Source organism: Leisingera aquimarina DSM 24565 (assembly GCF_000473165.1).
Taxonomy (GTDB): Bacteria; Pseudomonadota; Alphaproteobacteria; order Rhodobacterales; family Rhodobacteraceae; genus Leisingera; species Leisingera aquimarina.
On record NZ_KI421504.1, the window covers coordinates 3,707,828 to 3,728,518 of the forward strand.

The 20,691-nt window shown below is 55.4% G+C and carries 17 protein-coding genes; 10 read left to right on the forward strand and 7 right to left on the reverse strand.

The window, feature by feature from the left end:
* Nucleotides 1-36: 36 nt before the first annotated feature.
* The 5 genes from AQUI_RS0122595 to AQUI_RS0122620 all read right to left on the reverse strand — a co-directional run bounded on the left by AQUI_RS0122595 (nt 37) and on the right by AQUI_RS0122620 (nt 2,537).
* Nucleotides 37-318 (reverse strand): hypothetical protein, encoded by a 282-nt coding sequence (locus AQUI_RS0122595; protein ID WP_027259554.1) that lies wholly within the window; start codon nt 316-318, stop codon nt 37-39.
* On the reverse strand, nt 305-529 hold the full coding sequence (locus AQUI_RS28635) for a hypothetical protein (protein WP_035920167.1): 225 nt from the start codon (nt 527-529) through the stop codon (nt 305-307). Before AQUI_RS28635 ends, AQUI_RS0122595 begins: the two co-directional genes overlap by 14 nt.
* The gene (locus AQUI_RS0122605) at nt 526-729 is read right to left on the reverse strand and encodes a hypothetical protein (protein ID WP_027259555.1); all 204 of its coding nucleotides are present in this window, start codon (nt 727-729) and stop codon (nt 526-528) included. The genes AQUI_RS28635 and AQUI_RS0122605 overlap by 4 nt, the downstream gene beginning before the upstream one ends.
* Complete coding sequence (locus AQUI_RS0122610; RefSeq protein WP_027259556.1) at nt 726-1,034, reverse strand: hypothetical protein; 309 nt, start codon at nt 1,032-1,034, stop codon at nt 726-728. Before AQUI_RS0122610 ends, AQUI_RS0122605 begins: the two co-directional genes overlap by 4 nt.
* A 624-nt stretch (nt 1,035-1,658) precedes the next feature.
* On the reverse strand, nt 1,659-2,537 hold the full coding sequence (locus AQUI_RS0122620) for an ArdC family protein (RefSeq protein WP_027259557.1): 879 nt from the start codon (nt 2,535-2,537) through the stop codon (nt 1,659-1,661).
* A 570-nt stretch (nt 2,538-3,107) separates the two neighbouring features.
* On the opposite strand from AQUI_RS0122620, the gene AQUI_RS0122625 reads away from it, so the two are divergent.
* Genes AQUI_RS0122625 through AQUI_RS0122660 form a run of 8 tightly spaced genes read left to right on the forward strand, consistent with a single transcriptional unit; the run spans nt 3,108 to nt 17,968 of the window.
* On the forward strand, nt 3,108-3,980 hold the full coding sequence (locus AQUI_RS0122625) for a BrxR family transcriptional regulator (RefSeq protein ID WP_027259558.1): 873 nt from the start codon (nt 3,108-3,110) through the stop codon (nt 3,978-3,980).
* The gene (locus AQUI_RS0122630; RefSeq protein WP_027259559.1) at nt 3,977-4,591 is read left to right on the forward strand and encodes a DUF1819 family protein; all 615 of its coding nucleotides are present in this window, start codon (nt 3,977-3,979) and stop codon (nt 4,589-4,591) included. Before AQUI_RS0122625 ends, AQUI_RS0122630 begins: the two co-directional genes overlap by 4 nt.
* Nucleotide 4,592: 1 nt before the next feature.
* On the forward strand, nt 4,593-5,195 hold the full coding sequence (locus AQUI_RS0122635; protein WP_027259560.1) for a DUF1788 domain-containing protein: 603 nt from the start codon (nt 4,593-4,595) through the stop codon (nt 5,193-5,195).
* A 4-nt stretch (nt 5,196-5,199) separates the two neighbouring features.
* Nucleotides 5,200-8,718: a BREX system P-loop protein BrxC gene (gene brxC, locus AQUI_RS0122640; protein ID WP_027259561.1), complete on the forward strand. Its 3,519-nt coding sequence runs from the start codon at nt 5,200-5,202 to the stop codon at nt 8,716-8,718.
* Nucleotides 8,718-12,215, forward strand: a complete 3,498-nt coding sequence (gene pglX / locus AQUI_RS0122645) for a BREX-1 system adenine-specific DNA-methyltransferase PglX (protein ID WP_027259562.1) — start codon at nt 8,718-8,720, stop codon at nt 12,213-12,215. The genes brxC and pglX overlap by 1 nt, the downstream gene beginning before the upstream one ends.
* The gene (pglZ, locus tag AQUI_RS0122650; RefSeq protein ID WP_027259563.1) at nt 12,212-14,707 is read left to right on the forward strand and encodes a BREX-1 system phosphatase PglZ type A; all 2,496 of its coding nucleotides are present in this window, start codon (nt 12,212-12,214) and stop codon (nt 14,705-14,707) included. The genes pglX and pglZ overlap by 4 nt, the downstream gene beginning before the upstream one ends.
* A gap of 9 nt (nt 14,708-14,716) precedes the next feature.
* On the forward strand, nt 14,717-16,792 hold the full coding sequence (gene brxL, locus AQUI_RS0122655; protein ID WP_027259564.1) for a BREX system Lon protease-like protein BrxL: 2,076 nt from the start codon (nt 14,717-14,719) through the stop codon (nt 16,790-16,792).
* A 39-nt stretch (nt 16,793-16,831) separates the two neighbouring features.
* On the forward strand, nt 16,832-17,968 hold the full coding sequence (locus AQUI_RS0122660; protein WP_027259565.1) for a DUF4268 domain-containing protein: 1,137 nt from the start codon (nt 16,832-16,834) through the stop codon (nt 17,966-17,968).
* Nucleotides 17,969-18,026: 58 nt separating this feature from the next.
* On the opposite strand, the gene AQUI_RS0122665 is transcribed toward AQUI_RS0122660, so the two are convergent.
* Nucleotides 18,027-18,224 (reverse strand): hypothetical protein, encoded by a 198-nt coding sequence (locus tag AQUI_RS0122665; protein WP_027259566.1) that lies wholly within the window; start codon nt 18,222-18,224, stop codon nt 18,027-18,029.
* 299 nt (nt 18,225-18,523) lie between these two features.
* Nucleotides 18,524-18,778, reverse strand: coding sequence for a helix-turn-helix domain-containing protein (locus AQUI_RS0122670; protein ID WP_027259567.1), 255 nt, complete (start codon nt 18,776-18,778; stop codon nt 18,524-18,526).
* Between the two features lie 244 nt (nt 18,779-19,022).
* Between AQUI_RS0122670 and AQUI_RS0122675 the strand changes: the two genes are divergently transcribed.
* Nucleotides 19,023-19,619 (forward strand): DUF6088 family protein, encoded by a 597-nt coding sequence (locus AQUI_RS0122675; protein WP_051371964.1) that lies wholly within the window; start codon nt 19,023-19,025, stop codon nt 19,617-19,619.
* 2 nt (nt 19,620-19,621) lie between these two features.
* Nucleotides 19,622-20,629 carry a nucleotidyl transferase AbiEii/AbiGii toxin family protein gene (locus AQUI_RS0122680; RefSeq protein ID WP_027259569.1) on the forward strand — a complete coding sequence of 336 codons (1,008 nt, stop codon included), beginning with the start codon at nt 19,622-19,624 and terminating at the stop codon, nt 20,627-20,629.
* The last annotated feature ends 62 nt before the right edge of the window (nt 20,630-20,691 follow it).

Below are 20,691 nucleotides of genomic sequence, written 5' to 3' on the forward strand. Positions count from 1 at the left end.
GGCAAAGCCCGGCCTCATGCGCAAGGCATGGCACCACTAATCGTGGTTCCATGCCTCAGCATCGCCAAGCAATTGCAGCGCTATTGCGCGGGCCGCGCCTTCGGCGCTGGCATAGGTTTGATGGTCGGGCAGCTCGTGCAGATCAAAAGGCTGTTGCGGGTCGTCCGGGGTCTCGACCCGGACATAGATCGCCCAGCCATCGATCAGTGCTGGATCATCACAATACTCCTGCCCGCCATCGGGCAGATTACAGAACCCATGCAGATGAACGCTGGCGCGGCCATCTCGGGCCGCCTGCCTGATGTCAGAATACTTCATGGCGAACCTCTGCACTTTCCTCGATGAAAAATTCGTCAGGCCTGCCGTTCAGGCGAGCGCCATCCCAACTGGTCAAGCCGATAGCCGACCCGTTCCGCGTGAATGTGATGAGGTATTGCCCGAGGTCATCACGCGTCACCACATACCCGCTGTTGACCCAGTGAACGCGGTTACCCGCGTCCACTGCTGCTTTGATCTCGTCCAAAGTCATCGCAACGCCTCCTCAAGGATTGCGAGAGCCCCAAGACAATCGTCGATATAGGGCTGCTCTTCGCCTTCCAGATCGTTCAGCTCCAGCCGGTTCAACACCGCGTAAAGCGTGGCGCGCGCCTCGCGGGCTGCGCTTCGCAAGCTGACGGTATCTTCCAGACGCGCGGTCGAAAAATCATCGCTGTGATAGTCAGGGGTCATCGGATTTCTCCCGCCTTGTGTTTCCAACGCGGGGCGATGTCTTTGAACGGCACAGTGTAGGGCGGCAGCGCGTCAAAGCCATTCGAGCTCTTGACCACCTTCACCTTGGCGCAATCATCCTCGACGCAGAGGATCTCGACACAGAACACGCCGCCCAAACCTGACGGAACAACGATCTCCTTCAGCTCGTGCCGGTGCTTCCCGCAATAGACGCAGGTGCTATAGAGCCCGTCGATGATGTGACCGCCGGTCGTGCGATCACAGTCGCAAGTCCAGAATTTCGGGGGCTGATACTTGTGAGCCATTTGTGGACTCCTCTTGGGTGCTGCGGTTGGGGCTTGGCTCCCCTTCCGCCGATGGGCTGCACACCGGCCAATCTGATCTGACCGAATACGCATGTATTCGGCGGAACAGAGTGGGTGGGGGCACAGCCCGACCCACGGCCCTGGAGCGGCCAGTCAAAGGGTCGAAGCCAGCAACTGGTGCGGCCCGCAGCGCGCCCCGCGCGAGGACACGGGTTGCAGGCTTTGACGACGCGCCCGCGCGGCGCTTGCCCATTGACGGGAGGCGACAGGGATGTTGGGCGGACCAATCAAATTGAAAGAAGCCTGAAGGAGGTGAGCGGGCTGAAAGCCAGTCGATCCTCCGCACAGCCCACTTCTCAGAGCGGCCCGTGCGTAGCAGCACGGGCCACAATTTCTCGTCTCATCCCCCAAGGCCTGCGCCCTGCCACATGAGGCGGAGCGCAGACGTTTAAAGCTCAACACCGGCTTTCAAGTTGCCGTCCGGATCCAGCCAGGAACGGGCCTCGGCGCAATCCAAGCAAATACAGGAGCAACTGCCTTTCACGATGACCGGCGCGAGAAAGATCACTGGGTTTGACGCGCCGCATTTGCGGCACGTCATCGGGGGCAGGATTGCTGGGCCGCTCATGCTGCGGCCGCTTTCGACTGACCTGCGGCTGCTAGGACAAAATCGGCTGCCTTCTGAGCCTCGGACGCCGCGCGAAAAATCGCCCGTTTGTCTTCTTTGAGCGCTTTCAACCAGCCTTCAACGTAGGCGGCGCTTTGGTCGAATTCCGGCGCGACGCCAATCTGAGCACCAAGGAAACAAGCACCGATTTCCGCCACCAGCTCTTCAAAGGCATAGGCTTCGCGGTTCGCAAATTTCTTGATCCGCTCAAGCCGCTTTTCGCTGCCAGTCCAATGGATCACCTCATGAGCCAAAGTCCCATAGTAGCCTACCGCATTGTGAAACGTGGCAATTGGCGGCATGTGGATGTGATCCTTGGCGGGGCTGTAATAGGCGCGCGGGTCGTCGCTGGTGAGGATCTCCGCCCCTGTCCGGCTGAAAAACGCCTCAAGCTCCGGGTCCTCCGCCGTGCCAAGATCGCGCGGAGCCTCGGGCCGGATGTAATAATCCTCCGGCAAACCTTCGATCTGATCCGCGTTGAAGACGCGGTAGGCGCGCGCGTAGGGAAGCTCCTCCTCGATGCCCAACTCGTTCTCTCGGGTGAACGTCCCGTATTTGACCACAGTCGACGACGTCTCGCCTTTGCGGACCTGACCGCCAAGTTCCTGCGCCTGTTTGTAGGTCATCCAGCGGCTGGACACATAGCCATGCTTTGCTGCCATGACCCAGAGCATCAGGATATTTATACCGCGATACTCCTCCCCGTTATGTCGGCTCGGCAGGGCAATGCCCGACGCGCTTCCGGTCCACGGCTTGCGCCATGGCGGCGTGCCTGCCTCGATCTCTGCAATAATGGTTTCGGTGACATGGGCATAAACATCAAACTTCGGTGCCATTTGTGGCCTCCTCGATCAAAGTGACGCGGGTGAGGCAGCGCGCCCCCTTCCGCCGATGGGCTGCGCCTCGGCCACCTGATCTGACCGAATACGCATGTATTCGGCGGAACAGAGTGGGAGAGGGCAAAGCCCGACCCACGGCCCTGAACGGGGCTGTCAATCGGCCACATTTGCGAAGAAAATGTCTGCGCCAAAATCAGACGCCAATTTGAGCCGCGAGGAATGGCTCGCCCGCGAGACAGGGGAAATTGGTGGCTGATTTTGGGGATGGACTAAGGTTGACCGCCACGGTCAGGGATGTTGGGCGGACCAATCAAATTGAATGATGCCTGGATCGGGGTGAGCGGGCCAAAGGCCCGTTGAGCCTCGGTGCAGTCTACTGGGAGATGTTGCCCGCGCGCTTAAGCGCGGGTTCTTCTGAAACCATGCGATACTTCCCAGGCCGCGCGCGATACAAAGCCAAAGCAGTCCCACAACCCGCTGACAGAATTACAAGATATCGCAAACGGTCCGCTGAGTATATGGTTCTTAAATGTAGACCCATCCTCTAGGTTGAACTAGACTTAAGCTATGACAAGCGAATCGAATAGTCTTTCACGATGGCAGCAGGATCGCCGTGCATTCATTGAGCACAGGGTCTTTTGGCGTGGACGTGTCGGCCTTGCGGATCTGATGGACGTTATGGGCCTTAGTCGGGCTCAAGCTTCGAAAGACCTCAATAGCTACATCAATGATCATCCCGAACACATCATCTACGATAAAACGGCCAAGACCTACGTTCTGGGCCCGAAGTTCGAAGAACACTACACTGCGCTTGATCCGTCAGAGTATCTTGATGATCTCCTGTCGATCTCACGGGGCGGTTCAGTCCCCACTGCAGACTGGATTGTCTATCAGCCGGACATTCTGGCAACCACTGTGCCTGGGCGCGGACTTAGCGCGCTAACGCTTCGCAACGTCTTATTAGCCTGTGAACAGGGCAAAGAGCTGCAAATAAGCTATCAGTCGATGTCGTCCCCCGATCCAGAAGATCGCGTTATCATTCCTCATGCCCTCGCACATGACGGATTTCGTTGGCATGCGAGAGCGCTATGCTCAAAAGACCAGGTCTTCAAAGACTTTGTTCTCGGACGCATACTGAAAAGCGCATTGGGGGAACAATCAGATGTCGACGCCGGTACAGATGAAGACTGGCACCAAACAATAACGCTCAAAATCGCACCGCACCCTGGCCTGTCTGGAAACCAACGCAGGATTGTCGAGCTCGACTATGCAATGAATGACGGGGCGGCAGAACTTTCAGTGCGAAAGTGCCTGTTGTTCTACAATCTAAAGCGGCTTGGCCTTGACGTTGATCCTAGTATCCGCGCCCCACAGGATCAGCACATAGTTTTGATCAATGACGGAGAAGTCCGCGCTGCTCTCGAAAGGGGGCGGCGATGAGTGCTTTCGCGAGACAAGACTACAAGATGTCATTCAGCACCGGCGGGCTCTTCCTGAACGAAAGCCTGGAAGTCGCGCGCTTGCATGAAGACGGTGAAGCTTGGGAAGACACAATTCTCAGAGCCATGGAGGAAGGCACAACCAGCCTACCGAAATCAGCATCGAACCGTCGATCGTTGCGCGAAATTTCTAACCGCCTGCTTACTCTTACAGATGAGGAACGCGCTTACCTTGTGGAAGAGGCTGACCGTTCCGAACAGCAGGCGATGTTGTGGATCGCCACGTGCCGCGCATATCGGTTCGTTCGTGAATTTGCGGTGGAAGTGGTGAGAGAGCGATACCTATCTTACCAACTCGATTTACCGCTCGAAAGCTTTGACATTCTTTTTGAGGCAAAAGCTGAATGGGATGAAGGACTGGCCGGATTAAGTCGGTCGACCCGCCTGAAACTTCGTCAAATCATGTTTCGCATGATGCGTGAAGCCGGGATCATTTCAGAAGATGATCGCATTCAAACCGCGATTATTTCCACACGTTTGAAACACATGATTGAAGACCACAACCCCGGCGAGCTGGCGATTTTCCCCAGCGTTCCGGTTGAGGGAGCTTAATTTGAAACGAGAACTAAACCGGAAAGAGCGGGCCGAGCACCTCTACCGCGTGATCACGAGTGAACGCTTCCTGACCAAACAAGGCCTAGGGAATGAAGTGCCATTTTTCATCTATCCCTTTCCCGCTGAGGAAGGGCTCACCATGGTTGAGGATCGTGAAGATCTTGTGACCCGAATCCAGCACTCCGGCACTCGAGTGTTGGACCTGAACCTTTACGATCTCGCGCTCGACATACTTTCAGAGCGCGGAATCTTAGAGCAAGTTCTCGAAATTGAGGCCGACAGTAGCAAGGGTGAGATCAAGGAACTTCTACAGGGCGTCTTGGACCCACAGGCTCATCTGATCCCGCATATTGGCCAGGCGATCCGAGCGACCCCACATGACGTCATTTTCTTGTCAGGCGTCGGTGAAGTTTATCCTTACATCCGATCTCACAACGTGCTGAACAACCTGCAAAGCACGGCGAAAGAAGCACCAACCGTTCTCTTCTTCCCAGGAAGCTATACCCATGCTTTGGCGACTGGCGCGTCATTGGATCTCTTTGGTCAGCTTCATGACGACAAGTATTACCGCGCCTTCAACATTCTGAATTACGAGGTCTAAGCCCATGGCCCAGCTGCTAAAAGACATTTTTGAGAAACCCGTTGATCGCGCCATTGACGGCGTCATTAAGGCCGATGACGAGGCAAGCCTTCGCGTCGAACTCGACGAGTACGTCATCACAGGGGAGATCGGCCAACGGCTGGAACAGTTCCTCGAAGCCTACAACAATTATGACACTTCAAATGGCGTCTGGATATCTGGCTTCTTTGGCTCTGGTAAGTCGCACTTGCTGAAGATGCTGGCTCTACTGCTTGAAAATCGTGAAGTCGACGGCAAAACCGCTCACGAGATCTTCGCTGAAAAGCTCAAAGGCGAGCCAATGCTGGCAGGCGCACTCAACAAGGCCGTTTCCATCCCGTCGAAATCGATCTTGTTCAATATCGACCAGAAGGCAGATGTGATCTCAAAAACGGATGTAGATGCGCTTCTATCTGTCTTCCAAAAGGTCTTTGACGAAGCCTGCGGGTTTTATGGCAAACAGCCTCATATCGCGCAATTCGAACGCGACTTGCAGGGGCGTGGGCAATTCGAGGCATTCAAAGAAGCTTTTCGAAGCGCTGCCGGGAAAGACTGGGAGCGCGGTCGAGAACAGGCGCTACTCGAAGCCAAGAACATTGCGACAGCGTTTGCAGAAGCAACCGGTGGTGATCCTTCGGATGCAAAAGACATCCTGAGCCAATACCGGAAGGATACACGCGTCTCGATTGAGGACTTCGCTGGAACAGTCAAAGCTTGGATCGATGACCAGCCCAAAGGCTTCCGGCTCAACTTCTTCGTTGACGAAGTCGGCCAGTATATTGCGGACAATGTAAAACTCATGACCAACCTGCAAACTATTGCAGAGAGCCTTAACACCAAATGCAAAGGGCAAGCTTGGATCATAGTAACTGCGCAGCAAGACATGGCGTCGGTTATCGGCGACATGACGCAACAGCAAGAGAATGACTTCTCCAAAATCCAGGCCCGTTTCAGCAACCGCATGCCGCTGAACTCGGCCGATGTCGCCGAAGTGATCCAGCGCCGCCTCCTCGCCAAGACGTCGGAAGGGCAAGTAACGCTTGGCAACCTTCATGACCGCGAAGAAAACAACCTCAAGACCCTGTTCGATTTTGCTGACGGCTCGATGAAGCTCAAAAACTACCGGGATCGCGACCACTTCATCTCAAGTTATCCTTTCCCCCCCTATCAGTATGACCTCTTTCAAATGGCGATCACGTCTTTGTCGGAGCACAACGCATTTGAAGGCAAACACAGCTCGGTCGGCGAGCGGTCGATGTTGGGCGTTTTCCAAGAGGTCTCGAAGAAGCTGAAAGACAAAGAAGTTGGAGGGCTGGCCACTTTCGATCTCATGTTCGAAGGGATCCGCACCGCACTGAAATCTTCGGTTCAACAGAGTATTCAGATTGCCGAAAAAAACCTGGACGATCCTTTTGCCGTTCGGGTTTTGAAATCCTTGTTTCTCGTTAAATACGTCAAAGGCTTCAAACCATCGGTTCGAAACATCGGAATTCTGCTGCTGTCAGAGTTTGAGGCGGACCAGACGAGCCAACGCCGCAAGATCGAGGAAGCATTGAGCCGTCTGGAAAGGGAAACCTACATCCAGCGGAACGGTGAGGTCTATGAGTTCCTCACCAATGAGGAAAAGGATGTCGAAGCGGAAATCAAAGCCCTCGACATAGACCCTTCTGAGCTCTCGAAAGAACTCGAAACCCTCGCATTCGATACCATTCTGCGTCATCGCAAGATCAAGCATCTCGCAACGAATAGCGAATATGCCTTTACCCGGAAACTCGATGATCACGCGGTTGGTCGCGAGTACGAACTGGCAATCAATCTCGTTTCGCCCCTCAGCGACGAGGTTGAAAGCCCCGATGGCATTCGAATGAAAACCATGTCTCGGGAAGAGCTAGCGGTTGCCATGAAACCAGATGCCAACTTCGTCCGCGACCTGATCCTGTTTAAGCAAACGGACAAGTTCATCCGCCAGTCTCGCAGCGGTTCTCCGCAGCCGGGCCGAGACCGTATCGTCGCAGAAAAAGGCGAACAAAACGGCCGCCGTGCAAAAGACCTTGAAATGCGGCTCCGCAAGCTGATGGGAAGCGCGCGACTTTTCGTCAGGGGTGACGAATTGGAGATCGGTGGAGAGGATGCTCAAGAGCGGATCAGCAAGGCGTTCCAGTCCCTGGTCGACAAAGTCTACACCAATCTCCCGATGCTGCGCGGCGCATCTTTTACAGAAGCTGATATCAACAAACACGTCCAAGCAGAAAATAATCTATTTGGGGATGAAGGAACCGGCCTAACCGAACCAGAACAAGACGTCCTCAGCTTCATCAATGCGCAGGCACGCAACGGGGTGAAGGTCTCCGTCAAATATCTGGCTGATCGGTTCACATCCAAACCCTACGGCTGGCCAGTAACCGCAGTCCTTTGCCTTGCAGGCAGCTTGGTCGCCAAAGGAAAAATCGAAGCGCGCGTCGACAGCGCCATCAAGGAAGGGCTGGATCTCGCCAAGGCGTTGAACAACAGTCACGCGCTAACGAACATATTGCTAACCCCTCAGACGGAATTCTCCGCTGCTGATATTCGTCGGGCGAAAGAACTTTATCAGGAACTCTTTGCGCATCCCTCATCAGGAACAGATGCGCGCAGTTTGGGCGCAGAGTGGGCCAAAAGCATTGATACACTGGAAGCCGAGGTCGACGGGCTTGTTCGCCAGTCGCACCGCTACCCTTTCCTGACCGCGCTCGAGCCGTTCCATGAACTGCTACGGGGCATGAAGGGCAAACCAGCGAACTGGTATATTTCCGACGCGCCCAAGCGCGAGGATGACCTTCTGAACGCGAAGGAGGATATCCTGGACAAGGTAAAGTCCTTCATGGGTGGCGCACAAAAAGGCATCTACGACGATGCCCGCGATATGCTTGCCAGCCAATCTGCCAACATCGACTATGTCGATCCTGATGCCGGGGCGAAGCTGCGCGCCGCATTGGAGGACCCGGGCTGCTTTAAGGGGTCATCGATCCAGAACCTCAAATCCGACCTGTTTGATCTGAAAAACAAGGTCGAACTCAAGGTGCTTGAGGAACGCAAAGCCGTCATCGCAGAGGTCGAAGACGTCTCCGCTAAGATCGCACAAATGCCGGACTTCCAGGCGCTCGACCCGGACAAACAGGCCCGCATCACCACGCGCATCGAGAGCCATAAGGCAGGCCTCGATACGGTCACGCTGATCCCTGTGCTGCGCGACCGTGCCAATGGCGCGCGCACCAACCTGCTGTCGGACGTTGTCACCGAACTCGACCGTCTCGCGAGACCGACACCTGCGCCCGAGCCGCAGCCCGGCATGTCGGACCGGCCTGCGCCCGCGCCGCAGCCTCCCACTACAGTCCTCGCCTCGCAGCTGAAGGTCACAGCCCCCAAGACGCTGCTGACCGATGAAGCGGACGTCGACCAATACCTTGAAGAAATGAAAAAGACCCTGCTGGCCGAAATCCGCGCGGGTAAGAAAGTTATTGTGTAATGGATACCAACGCGCTCAAGAAATTTGCCCAGGCCGCCCGCAACCTGTTGATCGATCAGGTCACCTCCAAGCTCGACGTCGTGCTGGCCGAGGGCAGCGCCGCGCGGCGTGAGGCCCCCAAGGCCATCAAAGACCTCGAAAACGCCATCGCCAAAGCCGACAAACAGCAGGTCATCGAACAGGTCGCCTACACCTGGTTCAACCGCTTCACCGCCCTGCGCTTCATGGATGCCAACGGCTACACGCAGGTGCGCACCGTCTCCCCCGCTGACGGGGCCACGCGGCCAGAGCTTCTGTCAGAAGCGATGGCGGGCAACCTGCCGGACGGTGCCCCCACGACCATCCAGTCCCTCCTCGACGGGCGCACGCCGTCTCATGACCCACAGGCCGAGGCCTATCGCCTCCTGCTCGTCCATACCTGCAACCAATGGCACGGCCCCATGCCGTTCCTGTTCGAACAGATCGACGACTACACCGAACTCTTGATGCCCGAGGATCTGCTGTCGCAGACCTCCATCCTTGCCGAGTTGCGCAAGGTCATGACCGAGGACGCCTGTAGGGACGTCGAGATCATCGGCTGGCTCTACCAGTTCTACATCTCTGAGAAAAAGGATCAGGTCTTTGCGGGTCTCAAGAAGAACCAGAAGATCACCGCCGAAAACATCCCCGCCGCGACACAGCTTTTCACCCCTCATTGGATCGTCCGCTATCTGGTGGAGAACTCGTTGGGGCGGCTCTGGCTGCTGAACAATCCGCACAGCGGGCTGGCGGCCAAGATGGACTATTACATCGCGCCCGAAGAGCCCGAGACGGACTTCCTGAAAATCACCAAGCCAGAAGAGATCCGCATCTGCGATCCGGCGGCGGGCTCGGGGCACATGCTGACCTATGCCTTCGACCTGCTCCACGCCATCTACGAGGAAGAGGGATATGACGCGACCGAGATCCCCGCACTGATCCTGCAGCACAACCTGACCGGGGTGGAGATCGACGACCGCGCGGGGGCTCTGGCCGCCTTTGCGCTGGCGATGAAGGCAGCGGCGCGGCTGGGGCGGCGGCGGTTTTTGCGGATGGAGGCGAAGCCCGACATCTGCGTGTTGCAAAACGTGGCCTTTACTGAGGCCGAGATGCAGGACGTCGCCGCCGTGGTGGGTAAGGATCTGTTCACCGATGAGCTGCGCGAGACGCTGGGGCAGTTCGAGCAGGCCAAGAACTTCGGCTCACTGATCGTGCCGAAACTGCGCGACCCGGCAGAGACGCTGCGGGTGGTCGAGGCGCGGGATTTCGGCGGCGATCTGCTGCTGAAGGAGGTGCAGGCGCGCGTCATCGCAGTGCTGCGCATGGCCGAGGCGCTGTCGCCAAAGTATCACGTAGTGGTGGCCAACCCGCCGTATGCTGGGGCTAAAGGCCTTAATGAGCGACTGGTTGGGTGGCTGAAAGATAATCACCCAAAGAGCAAATCAGACCTTTTTGCAGCTTTTATTGAAAGAGGGCTTGCGCTGGTCTCTGATCGAGCATTCTGCGCCATGGTGACCATGGAAAGCTGGATGTTCCTGTCTTCCCTTGAACAGCTTCGGCAGAGTATTTTGGATGAAACGGTGATCCAATCTTTGGTCCATATGCCCTACCTTGGGAAAGGTGGAACAAGTATGGGGATCAATTTTGGCACGGTTGCCTTTGTAACGGAGAAGAAACAGGACAAGTCCTTCCGCGGTCAGTTCTGCTGTGTCAGATACTTCGAAACTGATAATCTTGGTGTTCCTCTGGAATTTCCACCACGTAATGAGCGACTATCGCGCGCCTCAATTTCGGATTTTGAAAAAATTCCCGGTAGTCCGGTAGCTTACTGGCTCTCCGATCAATTTCTCAAGTGCTTCTCTGAAGAAGCTCGTCTCGAAGAAATCGCCGAGCCACGCCAAGGCATGGCGACTTCAGACGTTGGTCGATTTCTGAAGCTGTGGTTCGAGGTGAGCGGAGACAAAACAAACCTTCACGCGACTGACCACGAAGACGCGGCTCGATCACTAGCGAAATGGTTCCCGACAAACAAAGGCGGTCAGTTTCGGAAGTGGTATGGAAACCACGAATATTTAGTGAACTGGGAAAACAACGGGGCTGACGTTATGGGATACGCCGCCGAGCTATACGGCTCTCCCACAAGAACTATCAAAAATATCTCCTACTACTTTCGGCCATCTGTCACGTGGGGAATGGTAACTTCGGCATCCTTTGCAGCAAGAGTATCCCCGCAAGGGCATTTGTTTGATGTGGGCGGTCCATCAGCATTCCCGAAAGAAAACCTCGTCGCGCCGGTCGCTTCGTTCCTGAATTCAAGCGTATTTCAGCGAATAATAAAGACACTCAACCCTACCATGAACTTCAACTCTGGCGATATTGCCAAAGCGCCTTTCAAAACGGAATTGGCTGAATCTGCCACTGCAAATTCAGCCGTCAGATCTCTGATTGAAAATCACAAATCCGACTGGGACGCCTACGAAACCTCCTGGGATTTCACCACGCTCCCGCTGCTCTCGCCCGAGCATCGCGGCGAGACGCTGGCGGACAGCTTTGCCACGCTGCGCGCCCATTGGCGGTCCATGACGGACGAGATGCAGCAGCTGGAGGAAGAGAACAACCGCATCTTCATCGACGCCTATGGCCTTCAAGACGAGCTGACCCCCGAGGTGCCGCTCAACGAGATCACCCTCACCTGCAACCCCGCCTACCGCTATGGTATCAAGAACGACGCCGAGGCCAACGAGGCTCGCCTGCGCGCTGACACCATGGCCGAGTTCCTCTCCTACGCCGTGGCCTGCATGTTCGGCCGCTACAGCCTTGATGCGCCCGGCCTGATCCTCGCCAATCAGGGCGAGACGCTGGCCGACTACCTCGCCCGTATCCCTGAGCCAAGCTTCATGCCGGACGAAGACAATGTCATCCCCGTGCTCGACGCCGACTGGTTCCCCGACGACATCACAGACCGCTTCCGCCTGTTCCTGCGCGTGACCTTCGGCGAGGCGCATTTCCGCGAGAACCTGCGCTATATCGAGGACACCCTTGGCAAGGACATCCGCAAGTATTTCACCCGCGATTTCTACGCCGACCACGTGAAGCGCTACAAGAAGCGCCCGATCTACTGGATGTTCTCCAGCCCCAAGGGCACGTTCAACGCCCTGATCTACATGCACCGCTACCGGCCCGACACGGTGTCGGTCCTGCTGAACGACTACCTGCGCGAGTTCATCACCAAGCTGGAGGGCGAGCGCGCCCGGCTGGAAAAGCTGTCCGATGACCCAACCGCAACGCAAGGCCAGAAGACCAAGGCGCTGAAAGATGTGGCGGCGGTGGCCAAGCAGATCGACGAGCTGAACGAATGGGAGCGCGACGTGATCTTCCCGCTGGCGCAGCAGAAGATCGAGATCGATCTGGATGACGGGGTGAAGGCGAATTATCCGAAGTTCGGCACCGCGCTGAAGAAGATCGCGGGGCTGTCATGACTGACCGGATCAAGACGGGCCTAGAGCGGCTGTTCATCGATCACCGGATCGTCTTCTGGTACGACGCCGCGCGCGACATGCGGAGCGCATATGACGCCGTGGATCTTCCGGATGTGGAAAAGGTCGAGATCGCGAACAACGAGTTCGGCCTGAAGTACCGCATGCTGAGGCAAGAGCCGAAACAGAAGTTTCTGGTCTTCCACGACGGCCCCGCGCCCGAGATGGCCGACAATTGGCTGCTGGATCTCTATTTCGCCTGCGGCGTCTTTAAGGCCGATCAAGCGGCGATCTGGCTGGCCGAACTGGGCTTGCCGCTGCAGTTCGAAGACGTGGTGCGCGACCACATGGAATTCTACCGCGCCAAGGGCCGCATCGAGGCGCTGAAGCAGATGATTACGCCATCCGACACGAAGACCGATGTGCTACGCCGCATGTTGGCCGTCTGCGTCGGGGCCGAGGGAGCCTTGGACACGGTGATTGAGGATCTGCTGGCCGAGCTCGCGGACGAGCGCGACGATGCGATGCGCCTGATGGAGCGTTCCGGCCTGACAGAGTTCTTCTGGAAGCAGGTTGAGAATGCCTATGGCTATGTCAGCGATGCGCCAGATTTCGAGGACTTCGCGATCACCCTGTTCCAGTCCTGCTATGCCCGCGCCCTGGGCGAAGATGGCAAACTGAACGGAGAGGCGTTACTTGTCTTCCGCCGCTGGAAGAACAACCGGTTGGGGGCGAAGGCGTTTGAAACGCTGAGCGGGAAGTACCAGGAAATCCTGCGGATCCCAGAAGACGTGCAAGAGCGCGACATCAAGGCCTTGCGTGCCATCGACCATTTTGAAGAGATCGACCGGCAGATCATTCGCTCTCTGGTGCGTGAGATGGCGAGCCAGACGGTATCGTCGGCCGAGGTGCTGAAGACCGTGCGAGAGAGGCGGCAAAGCCATTGGTACCCGACCTATGAGGATATTTATCAAGCCATCGGCTATGCCACAGAATTCCAGCAAGCGTTGGCTGAGGCGAACCTGAGCATGACCTCCCCCGCTGAGGGGGTGAAGCGCTATGTTTCGCATTGGTACAAGATCGACCAACTCTACCGCAAATTCATCTATCATATGCAAAAGAGCGGTCAGTCCTCTCTGCTTAGCGCGTTGTTCGAAAGCGTCGAGAACCGCTACACGACCAACTTCCTGTCTGCCGTCAATGACGCCTGGCAAGATCAGATCGCTGGACTGAGCGATTGGAAGATATCGGGATTTGCGCATCAGACCGATTTCTATATGGACCAGGCCGCCGAATTCCGCCGCCGCGATCAGAAGGTGGTGGTAATCATCTCTGACGCGTTGCGCTATGAGGTTGCAGAAGAAGCCCTGCGCGAGATCCGTAAACTGAACCGGTTCGACGCCGATCTAAAGCCGATGATTTCTGCTTTGCCCAGCTACACGCAACTCGGCATGGCTGCGCTCTTACCGAACAAGGATCTGGAGCTGTCGGAGGACGGCAACGTGTCTTCGTTTGGCTTGCCTACTCAGGGAACCGCTAACCGCGAAAAGGTTCTGGGCATGGGGCGCGCCGGAGACCGTGTCAAAGCCATGAAGGCCGATGATTTCATGAGCCTGAAAGCGGACGACGGCAAAGAGATTTTCCGCGATCATGACATTCTCTACCTATACCACAACAGGATCGACATCGTTGGCGACAAGCTTGCCACCGAGGAACGCGTGACAGAGGCTGCAGAAGTCGCTGTCGAAGATCTGACCAAACTGGTCCGCAAGCTCACAACCGCCAACTTTTCCAACATTCTTGTGACGGCCGATCACGGCTTCATCTATCAGCACCGCGCGTTGGATGAGACAGATTTTTCGGTAGCGGTGCCTGCTGGTGCGGAAATCCTTGTTAAAAATCGTCGATTTATCATCGGGCGAGACCTTGATGCGACATCTGGAATGAAGAAGTTCTCATCCGCAAATCTGGGTCTATCAGGCAACTTGGACGTTCTGTTGCCCAATTCGATCAATCGTATGCGCGTCAAGGGAGCGGGAAGCCGGTTCGTACATGGCGGGGCCACGCTTCAAGAGGTCATTGTTCCCGTACTCCGTGTCGGCAAACGACGCGAAGCCGATGTTGAAAAAGTTGAAGTGCAGATCATCGTCACTGGAAAAAGCTTGATCTCTTCCGGCCAAACGGCCGTCACTCTCTATCAAACTCAGCCAGTTTCAGAGAAGCAGCAACAGCGTAATGTTCTTGCTGGGATTTACGCTTCGGACGGCACGCTCATCTCAGATGAGCACCCGCTGACCTTTGACTACACCTCGCAAAATGCACGCGAACGGGAGCTGCCCATCAAGTTCCTGCTTTCTCGCGATGCTGATCGGTTCAACAACCAGGACGTCTTCCTCAAGCTTCGCGAACGTATCGGCAAAACGAGCCACTTCGAAGATTACACAAGCCACCGTTTCCAACTGCGTCGTGGCATATCGACAGATTTCGACTTTTAAGGACCTATCATGAGCGCACTCGACGAAAAGATTAACGAGCATTTCGCGGGCTACGTGGTCCGCAAAGACCTTGTTAAAGCGGTCAAAGGCAACGCGATCGTTCCAACATATGTCCTCGAATACCTGCTTGGGCAGTACTGTGCGACTGACGACGAAGCATCGATCGAGAGCGGCATCGAAACCGTCAAAGAAATCCTTAGAAAGCACTACGTTCACAGAAGCGAAGCGGGACTGATCCAATCCACGATCAAGGAAAAGGGTCGCTACAAGGTCATCGATCAGATCAGCGTCTCACTGAACGAAAAAACAGACAGTTACGAAGCCACGTTCGACAACCTGGGCATCAAAAAGGTTGCGGTGGATAGCGGAACGGTCAAAGCGCACCCAAAGCTGCTTGTGACCGGCGTATGGTGTATTGCCGATGTCCAATACGAGTTTTCAGAGGACGCAAGAACATCTCCGTGGGTGCTCGAGACCATCAAACCCATTCAGATCGCAAAGGTCGATTACGAGGGGTACAAGGAGGCGCGCGCGCAATTTTCCAAAGAAGAGTGGATCGATCTCCTGATGCAGTCGATCGGCTTCAATCCTGAAGCCTTCGGCCGCCGAAGCAAGCTCCTGCAGCTGATGCGCCTGATCCCCTTCGTCGAGCGAAATTACAACATCATCGAACTTGGCCCAAAGGGTACGGGTAAATCGCATATCTACTCTGAGTTTTCGCCACACGGGCAGCTGATCTCCGGAGGCGAAGTGACCATCCCGAAGCTGTTTGTAAACAACTCGAATGGGAGGATCGGACTGGTCGGATATTGGGATGTCGTGGCCTTTGATGAATTTGCAGGGCGCGAGAAAACTGCGAACAAGGCCCTGGTCGACATCATGAAAAACTACATGGCAAACAAGACCTTCTCGCGCGGAGTTAACCCCATGGGGGCAGAAGCGAGCTTCGCATTTGTCGGCAACACAGACCATAACGTACCGTTCATGCTCAAGAACAGCGACTTGTTCGAAGCCCTGCCGCCACAGTTCCATGACTCTGCATTCATTGACCGTCTCCACGCATACCTGCCTGGCTGGGAGATCGACGTGATCCGAGGTGAGATGTTCACCACTGGCTACGGGTTCATTGTCGACTACCTCGCCGAGATCCTTCGCCATTTGCGCCAAGAAGACTTCTCCAACCGGCCGGACCTGCATTTCAAAGTTAGCGAGAAGATTTCAACCCGTGATCGGGACGCCGTCTACAAAACCATGTCGGGCTTCCTGAAGGTGATTTTCCCTGCCGGAGATGAAACAGCCGATGACGTTGAAGAGCTCTTGCAGCTCGCACTTGAAAGCCGAAAGCGCGTAAAGGACCAACTGTTTCGGATCGATGCGACCTATCCAGATGTGGACTTCTTCTACACTGGCTCTGATGGGGAAAAGCGGCGCGTCCAGACCGTCGAAGAGCAAGAGTTCCCCCAATTCTACTATCTGAAACCTGCCTTAGACCCGAAGCAGCAGGATCAATCCACTGATGCTCTCGAAGATGACGTCATCGAAGTCGAACATGAGCCACGCGAGACATCGGAGACCTCAGCGCCCACCAAGTCACGCGCCGAAGAGGGTCACCACGTATTCGCCGAAAACCGAAAGGGCGTCAGCTATGATAAACTGTTTGGGCCTTATCTGGACGGTGCATCGCGGATCGTAGTGACAGACCCCTACATTCGCTATTTTTACCAGATCAAGAACATGATGGAATTCGTCGAGATGGTCATCCAGCGCAAGGCGTTAGAAGATCAAGTGGCCATCCATCTTGTCACGGGGCCTGATGACGGAAACGTCCAAAAGCAACGCGAATTGCTCGAGAGCATTACCGAAGCATGCATCGGTTCAGGGGTTAATTTCACCTGGGCATTTGATGGTTCGGGGACTGCTCATTCCAGAGATATCGTCACTGACACCGGCTGGAAAATCGTTCTAGATCGCGGTCTAGATATTTTCCAAGCGCCCATGCGACGCGACGGGTTCAGCCTAGGCGACCGCCTGCAGGAGCACCGCATGCTAAAGAACTTCTATGTGACCTATGTGCGGCAAGACTAACGGTGAAACTGAGTAGATTTTTCAGAAAAGAGCAAAGCCATGTTCCGCGTTGATTTGAACCAAAACCGTTTGTCACGCCTGACCCAGAAGCGCTTTTCCGACTTGAACCTGCGCGAGCGTGACCACTTGCAGGAGTGGCTGGCCAACCAACCTGATGCCCTCGGGGAGGAATTGCTGATCATTCAGAAGGAGTTCGACGGGTTTGATGAAACCCGCGAACGCCTGGATCTCTTGGCGCTCGACAAAGACGGCAACCTCGTTGTGATCGAGAACAAACTCGATGACAGCGGGAGAGATGTGACCTGGCAGGCGTTGAAGTACACCGCCTACGTCTCCGGCCTGACCAAGACGCAGATCGTCGATATCTATCAGCAATACCTCGACCGCTATGCGGGCGGCGGCAATGCGGCCGTGCGGATCTGCGAGTTCATGGAAGTCGAGGAGTTAGAGGAGACCGTCCTGAACCCCGGCAATGACCAGCGCATGATTTTTATCGCAGCCAATTTTCGGCGTGAGGTCACGGCAACGGTCCTTTGGCTCCTCAGCCGCGGAATTCGCGCACAATGCTTCAAGGTGACTCCGTATTCGTTTGGCGACGAGCTGATGGTCGACATTCAACAGATTATTCCCACGCCTGAGGCGGCGGACTTCATGATCGGAATGTCGAGCAAAGAAAACGAAGAGAAAGCCATCCAGGACACGCAGAAAAAGCGGCACAAGCTACGCTTGGACTTCTGGGAAGCTGCCCTTGAACAGCTGCGCATTGAAGGCGTTACGCTATACCAAAATATCAGTCCGACGAAGGATCACTGGCTCAGCGCAGGATCTGGGACGCGGTCTTGCCCTTATCAGATGATCTTCTCGCGAGATGAAGCGCGCGTCGAGATAAGCTTGCAGCGCTCTGAAACTGCAGAGAACAAATGGCTGTTCGATCAGCTCTATGGCCAGAAAGATGCGATCGAAGCAGCGTTTGGGGCCGAACTCGATTGGCGGCGCATGGACGATAAGAAGGCCAGCCGCATTGTCTACGCTCAGCCCTTTGACGGCTTCAACAGGGAAGCGTGGCCCGAGATGATTGGTTGGCTTGCGGCTCATATCCAAAAACTGGAAGCGGCCTTCAGTGAACCCCTTTCGCGCCTGAACCGTCAGGTTCGGTCGCAAGATGAAGCGACTTAGCTGAGGATCCAGTTTTCAGGGATGAAGGCCAGGACGGGAAAGCCGCCCTGGCGCTCAGTCATTCCGTGACCGAATCTTCATCGCGGCGCGGGAAGGCGACCATTTCGACATCGGGGAACATGCTGTGTTTGACGTTGATCGAGGTGATGTTGCCACTGTCGTCGGTGTTGACGAAGAGGACGCCGCAGCGATCCCAGAAGTTCTTGCCGTCTTTTTCGCCGGATTTGACGTTCAGTTTCAGAGTTTGAGTAGCCATTTTTTGATCCTCACTTTGAGTGTTTCGATGAACATGACCAAAGCTGGCACCAAGGGGCTGTCAGCGAGAAACTTGCCTCGCGAGGAATGCGCTGGCGCAGGGGAATTTTCTTGTTGAAGTGGGGACTGCCCCGCGTCTGACACGGCTGCCCGCTTATGTTCAGCAATCGGAAACACGGCGCTGAGGATTTGATTTCAGCACTCACAAACTGAACGGTCTCGTCATGCTGCGTCGCAAGAGCTGAAGACCTTAAAGTAACCGATGCGGCTTAACAGCTGTCACTCCTTCACCGCGGAACTTCAGTCGAATATGTTGTCAAAATCAGATGCAGAGCCCTTACTGCGCGTTCTGACCAATAGTTCTAGGTCGAGGGCTGCCAGCAGCGCCAGGATCGTGTCGAGTTTTGTGCCACCCCGCCCGGCCTCAACTTTCGATATCGTTTCTTGCCAAACACCGCTGCGCGTGGCGAGATCGGACTGCGTCCAGTTCTTCTCTCGACGAGCCTGACGGACCGCATGCCCAAGATCTCTGGGAATTCGAACGAAGTTCTGCAAGCCTGCCTCCTGCTCCTATGATCTTTAGATCATAATGCCTCCATATGATCTAAAGACCATAGGATCAGCAGTCTAGTCCGCGACAACTTACGCTGCGGCGTAATTTTCCAAATTTTGCGCTGCAGCGTAAATTTCACATCAGTGCTTCTCTTCGCCCTATGCCAGCCGCACCTACCTAGGGGGTGCTCTATGGTCCATTGACTTTCAGAAAAACATAACATATTTTCTGACAAGGAGTTCGAATATGATTACGTCAAACATCAAGCAACGCATCATCGGAAAAGGTCGCGGCGCAATCTTTGCGCCGACCGATTTTCTCGACATCGGATCCCGCGCAAGCGTAGATCAGGCCCTGTCACGCCTTGCTGATCAGGGTGTGATCCGCCGACTGACGCGGGGGCTGTATGACTACCCGAAGAAGAGCCCGCGCTTCGGATTTCTGTCGCCTTCCGCCGATGACATCGCAAAAGCTGTTGCTCGAAAGGACGGTCAGATCTTGCAACCTTCTCCTTCGATGGCTGCCAATCAGTTGGGCCTTTCCACTCAGGTACCATCCAAGCCGACCTATATGACCGACGGCCCAACCCGCACTAAGAAAGTTGGGCGGCAAGTCATCCAGTTCCGCAAGGCATCCCCAAAAACATTGGTCGGCGCAGGACATAAGACTGGGGTCGTCTTCCAGGCGTTGCGTTATGTCGGCAAGGACCGTGTGGACAGTCAAATCGTCGACCGCCTTGCACGCGCACTGGACGACAATGATCGGAAGCTCTTGGCAAAGCAAAGCAGACACGTACCTGCATGGATGCACCCAGTCGTGCAACAGATTGTTGCACACGCTTAAGCATGGAAAATTTCGCCAACGACGCGCCTAAACTCAGAGATGAGGCCTTTCAAGAAACTTCAGCGCAGCTTGGAATATCGAAGGCAATCATCGAAAAAGACTTTTGGGTTTGCTGGTCCCTAAAGCAGCTCTTTGCACTGCCATCTTTTGGCGAGCAAATGATCTTCAAGGGCGGAACATCCCTGTCCAAAGCCTATGACGTGATCCACCGCTTCTCCGAGGATGTGGACCTCTCGCTAGACCGCGAACAACTCGGATTTGTAGGCGACCGCGACCCAGAAGACCCGGAGCTATCGGGCAAGAAGAAGAAAAAGTTGCTTCAGGAACTGGAGGAAGCGGCGAAAGAAGCCGTAGGAGGCCAACTGCTGGCCGAGATTCAAACAGTGTTTGGCTCCAGTCTAGAACAAAGCTTCACGCTATCGGTCGACCCAAGTGACCCGCAAACCATTCTCTTTGCCTACCCCGCGTTGGCAGAAAACGATTCGGGCTATGTCAAACCGGTTGTACGCTTTGAGTTCGGTGCCCGTGGCGTCCAACTGCCTGCAGAGCAGATCGACATTGCGCCATACCTGCATCAGGCTTTTCCCGATCTTCTGGCAGACGGTCTGGTCGGCGTGAAAGTGTTAGGGGTCGAGCGCACGTTCTGGGAGAAAGCCACCATTTTGCATATGCTCTTTCATCAAGATGCAACCAAACCCCTCGCAGATCGTATGTCCCGCCATTACTACGATATGGCGCAGCTGATTGGGCATGAAGCCAAAAAACGTGCCCTCGAAAAGCTCGATTTGCTGACCCAAGTCGCTCATCACAAATCGGTATTCTTCAAATCCTCCTGGGCAAACTACGATGAGGCCAAGCCCGGTTCCTTGCGCTTGACCCCAAACGCCGATCTCACTGCCGCTCTTCGAAAAGACTATGCTGGGATGCGGGAAATGATCATCGGTGACGCACCAACCTTCGATGAAATCATCGCTACGATCGAGACCTTCGAGACCGAGATCAACAGCTGACCAGAGGACGCAAATTCTCAACGGCTTTGCCCTGAGTTCAAGCGCACGAAACGCACTGTTCA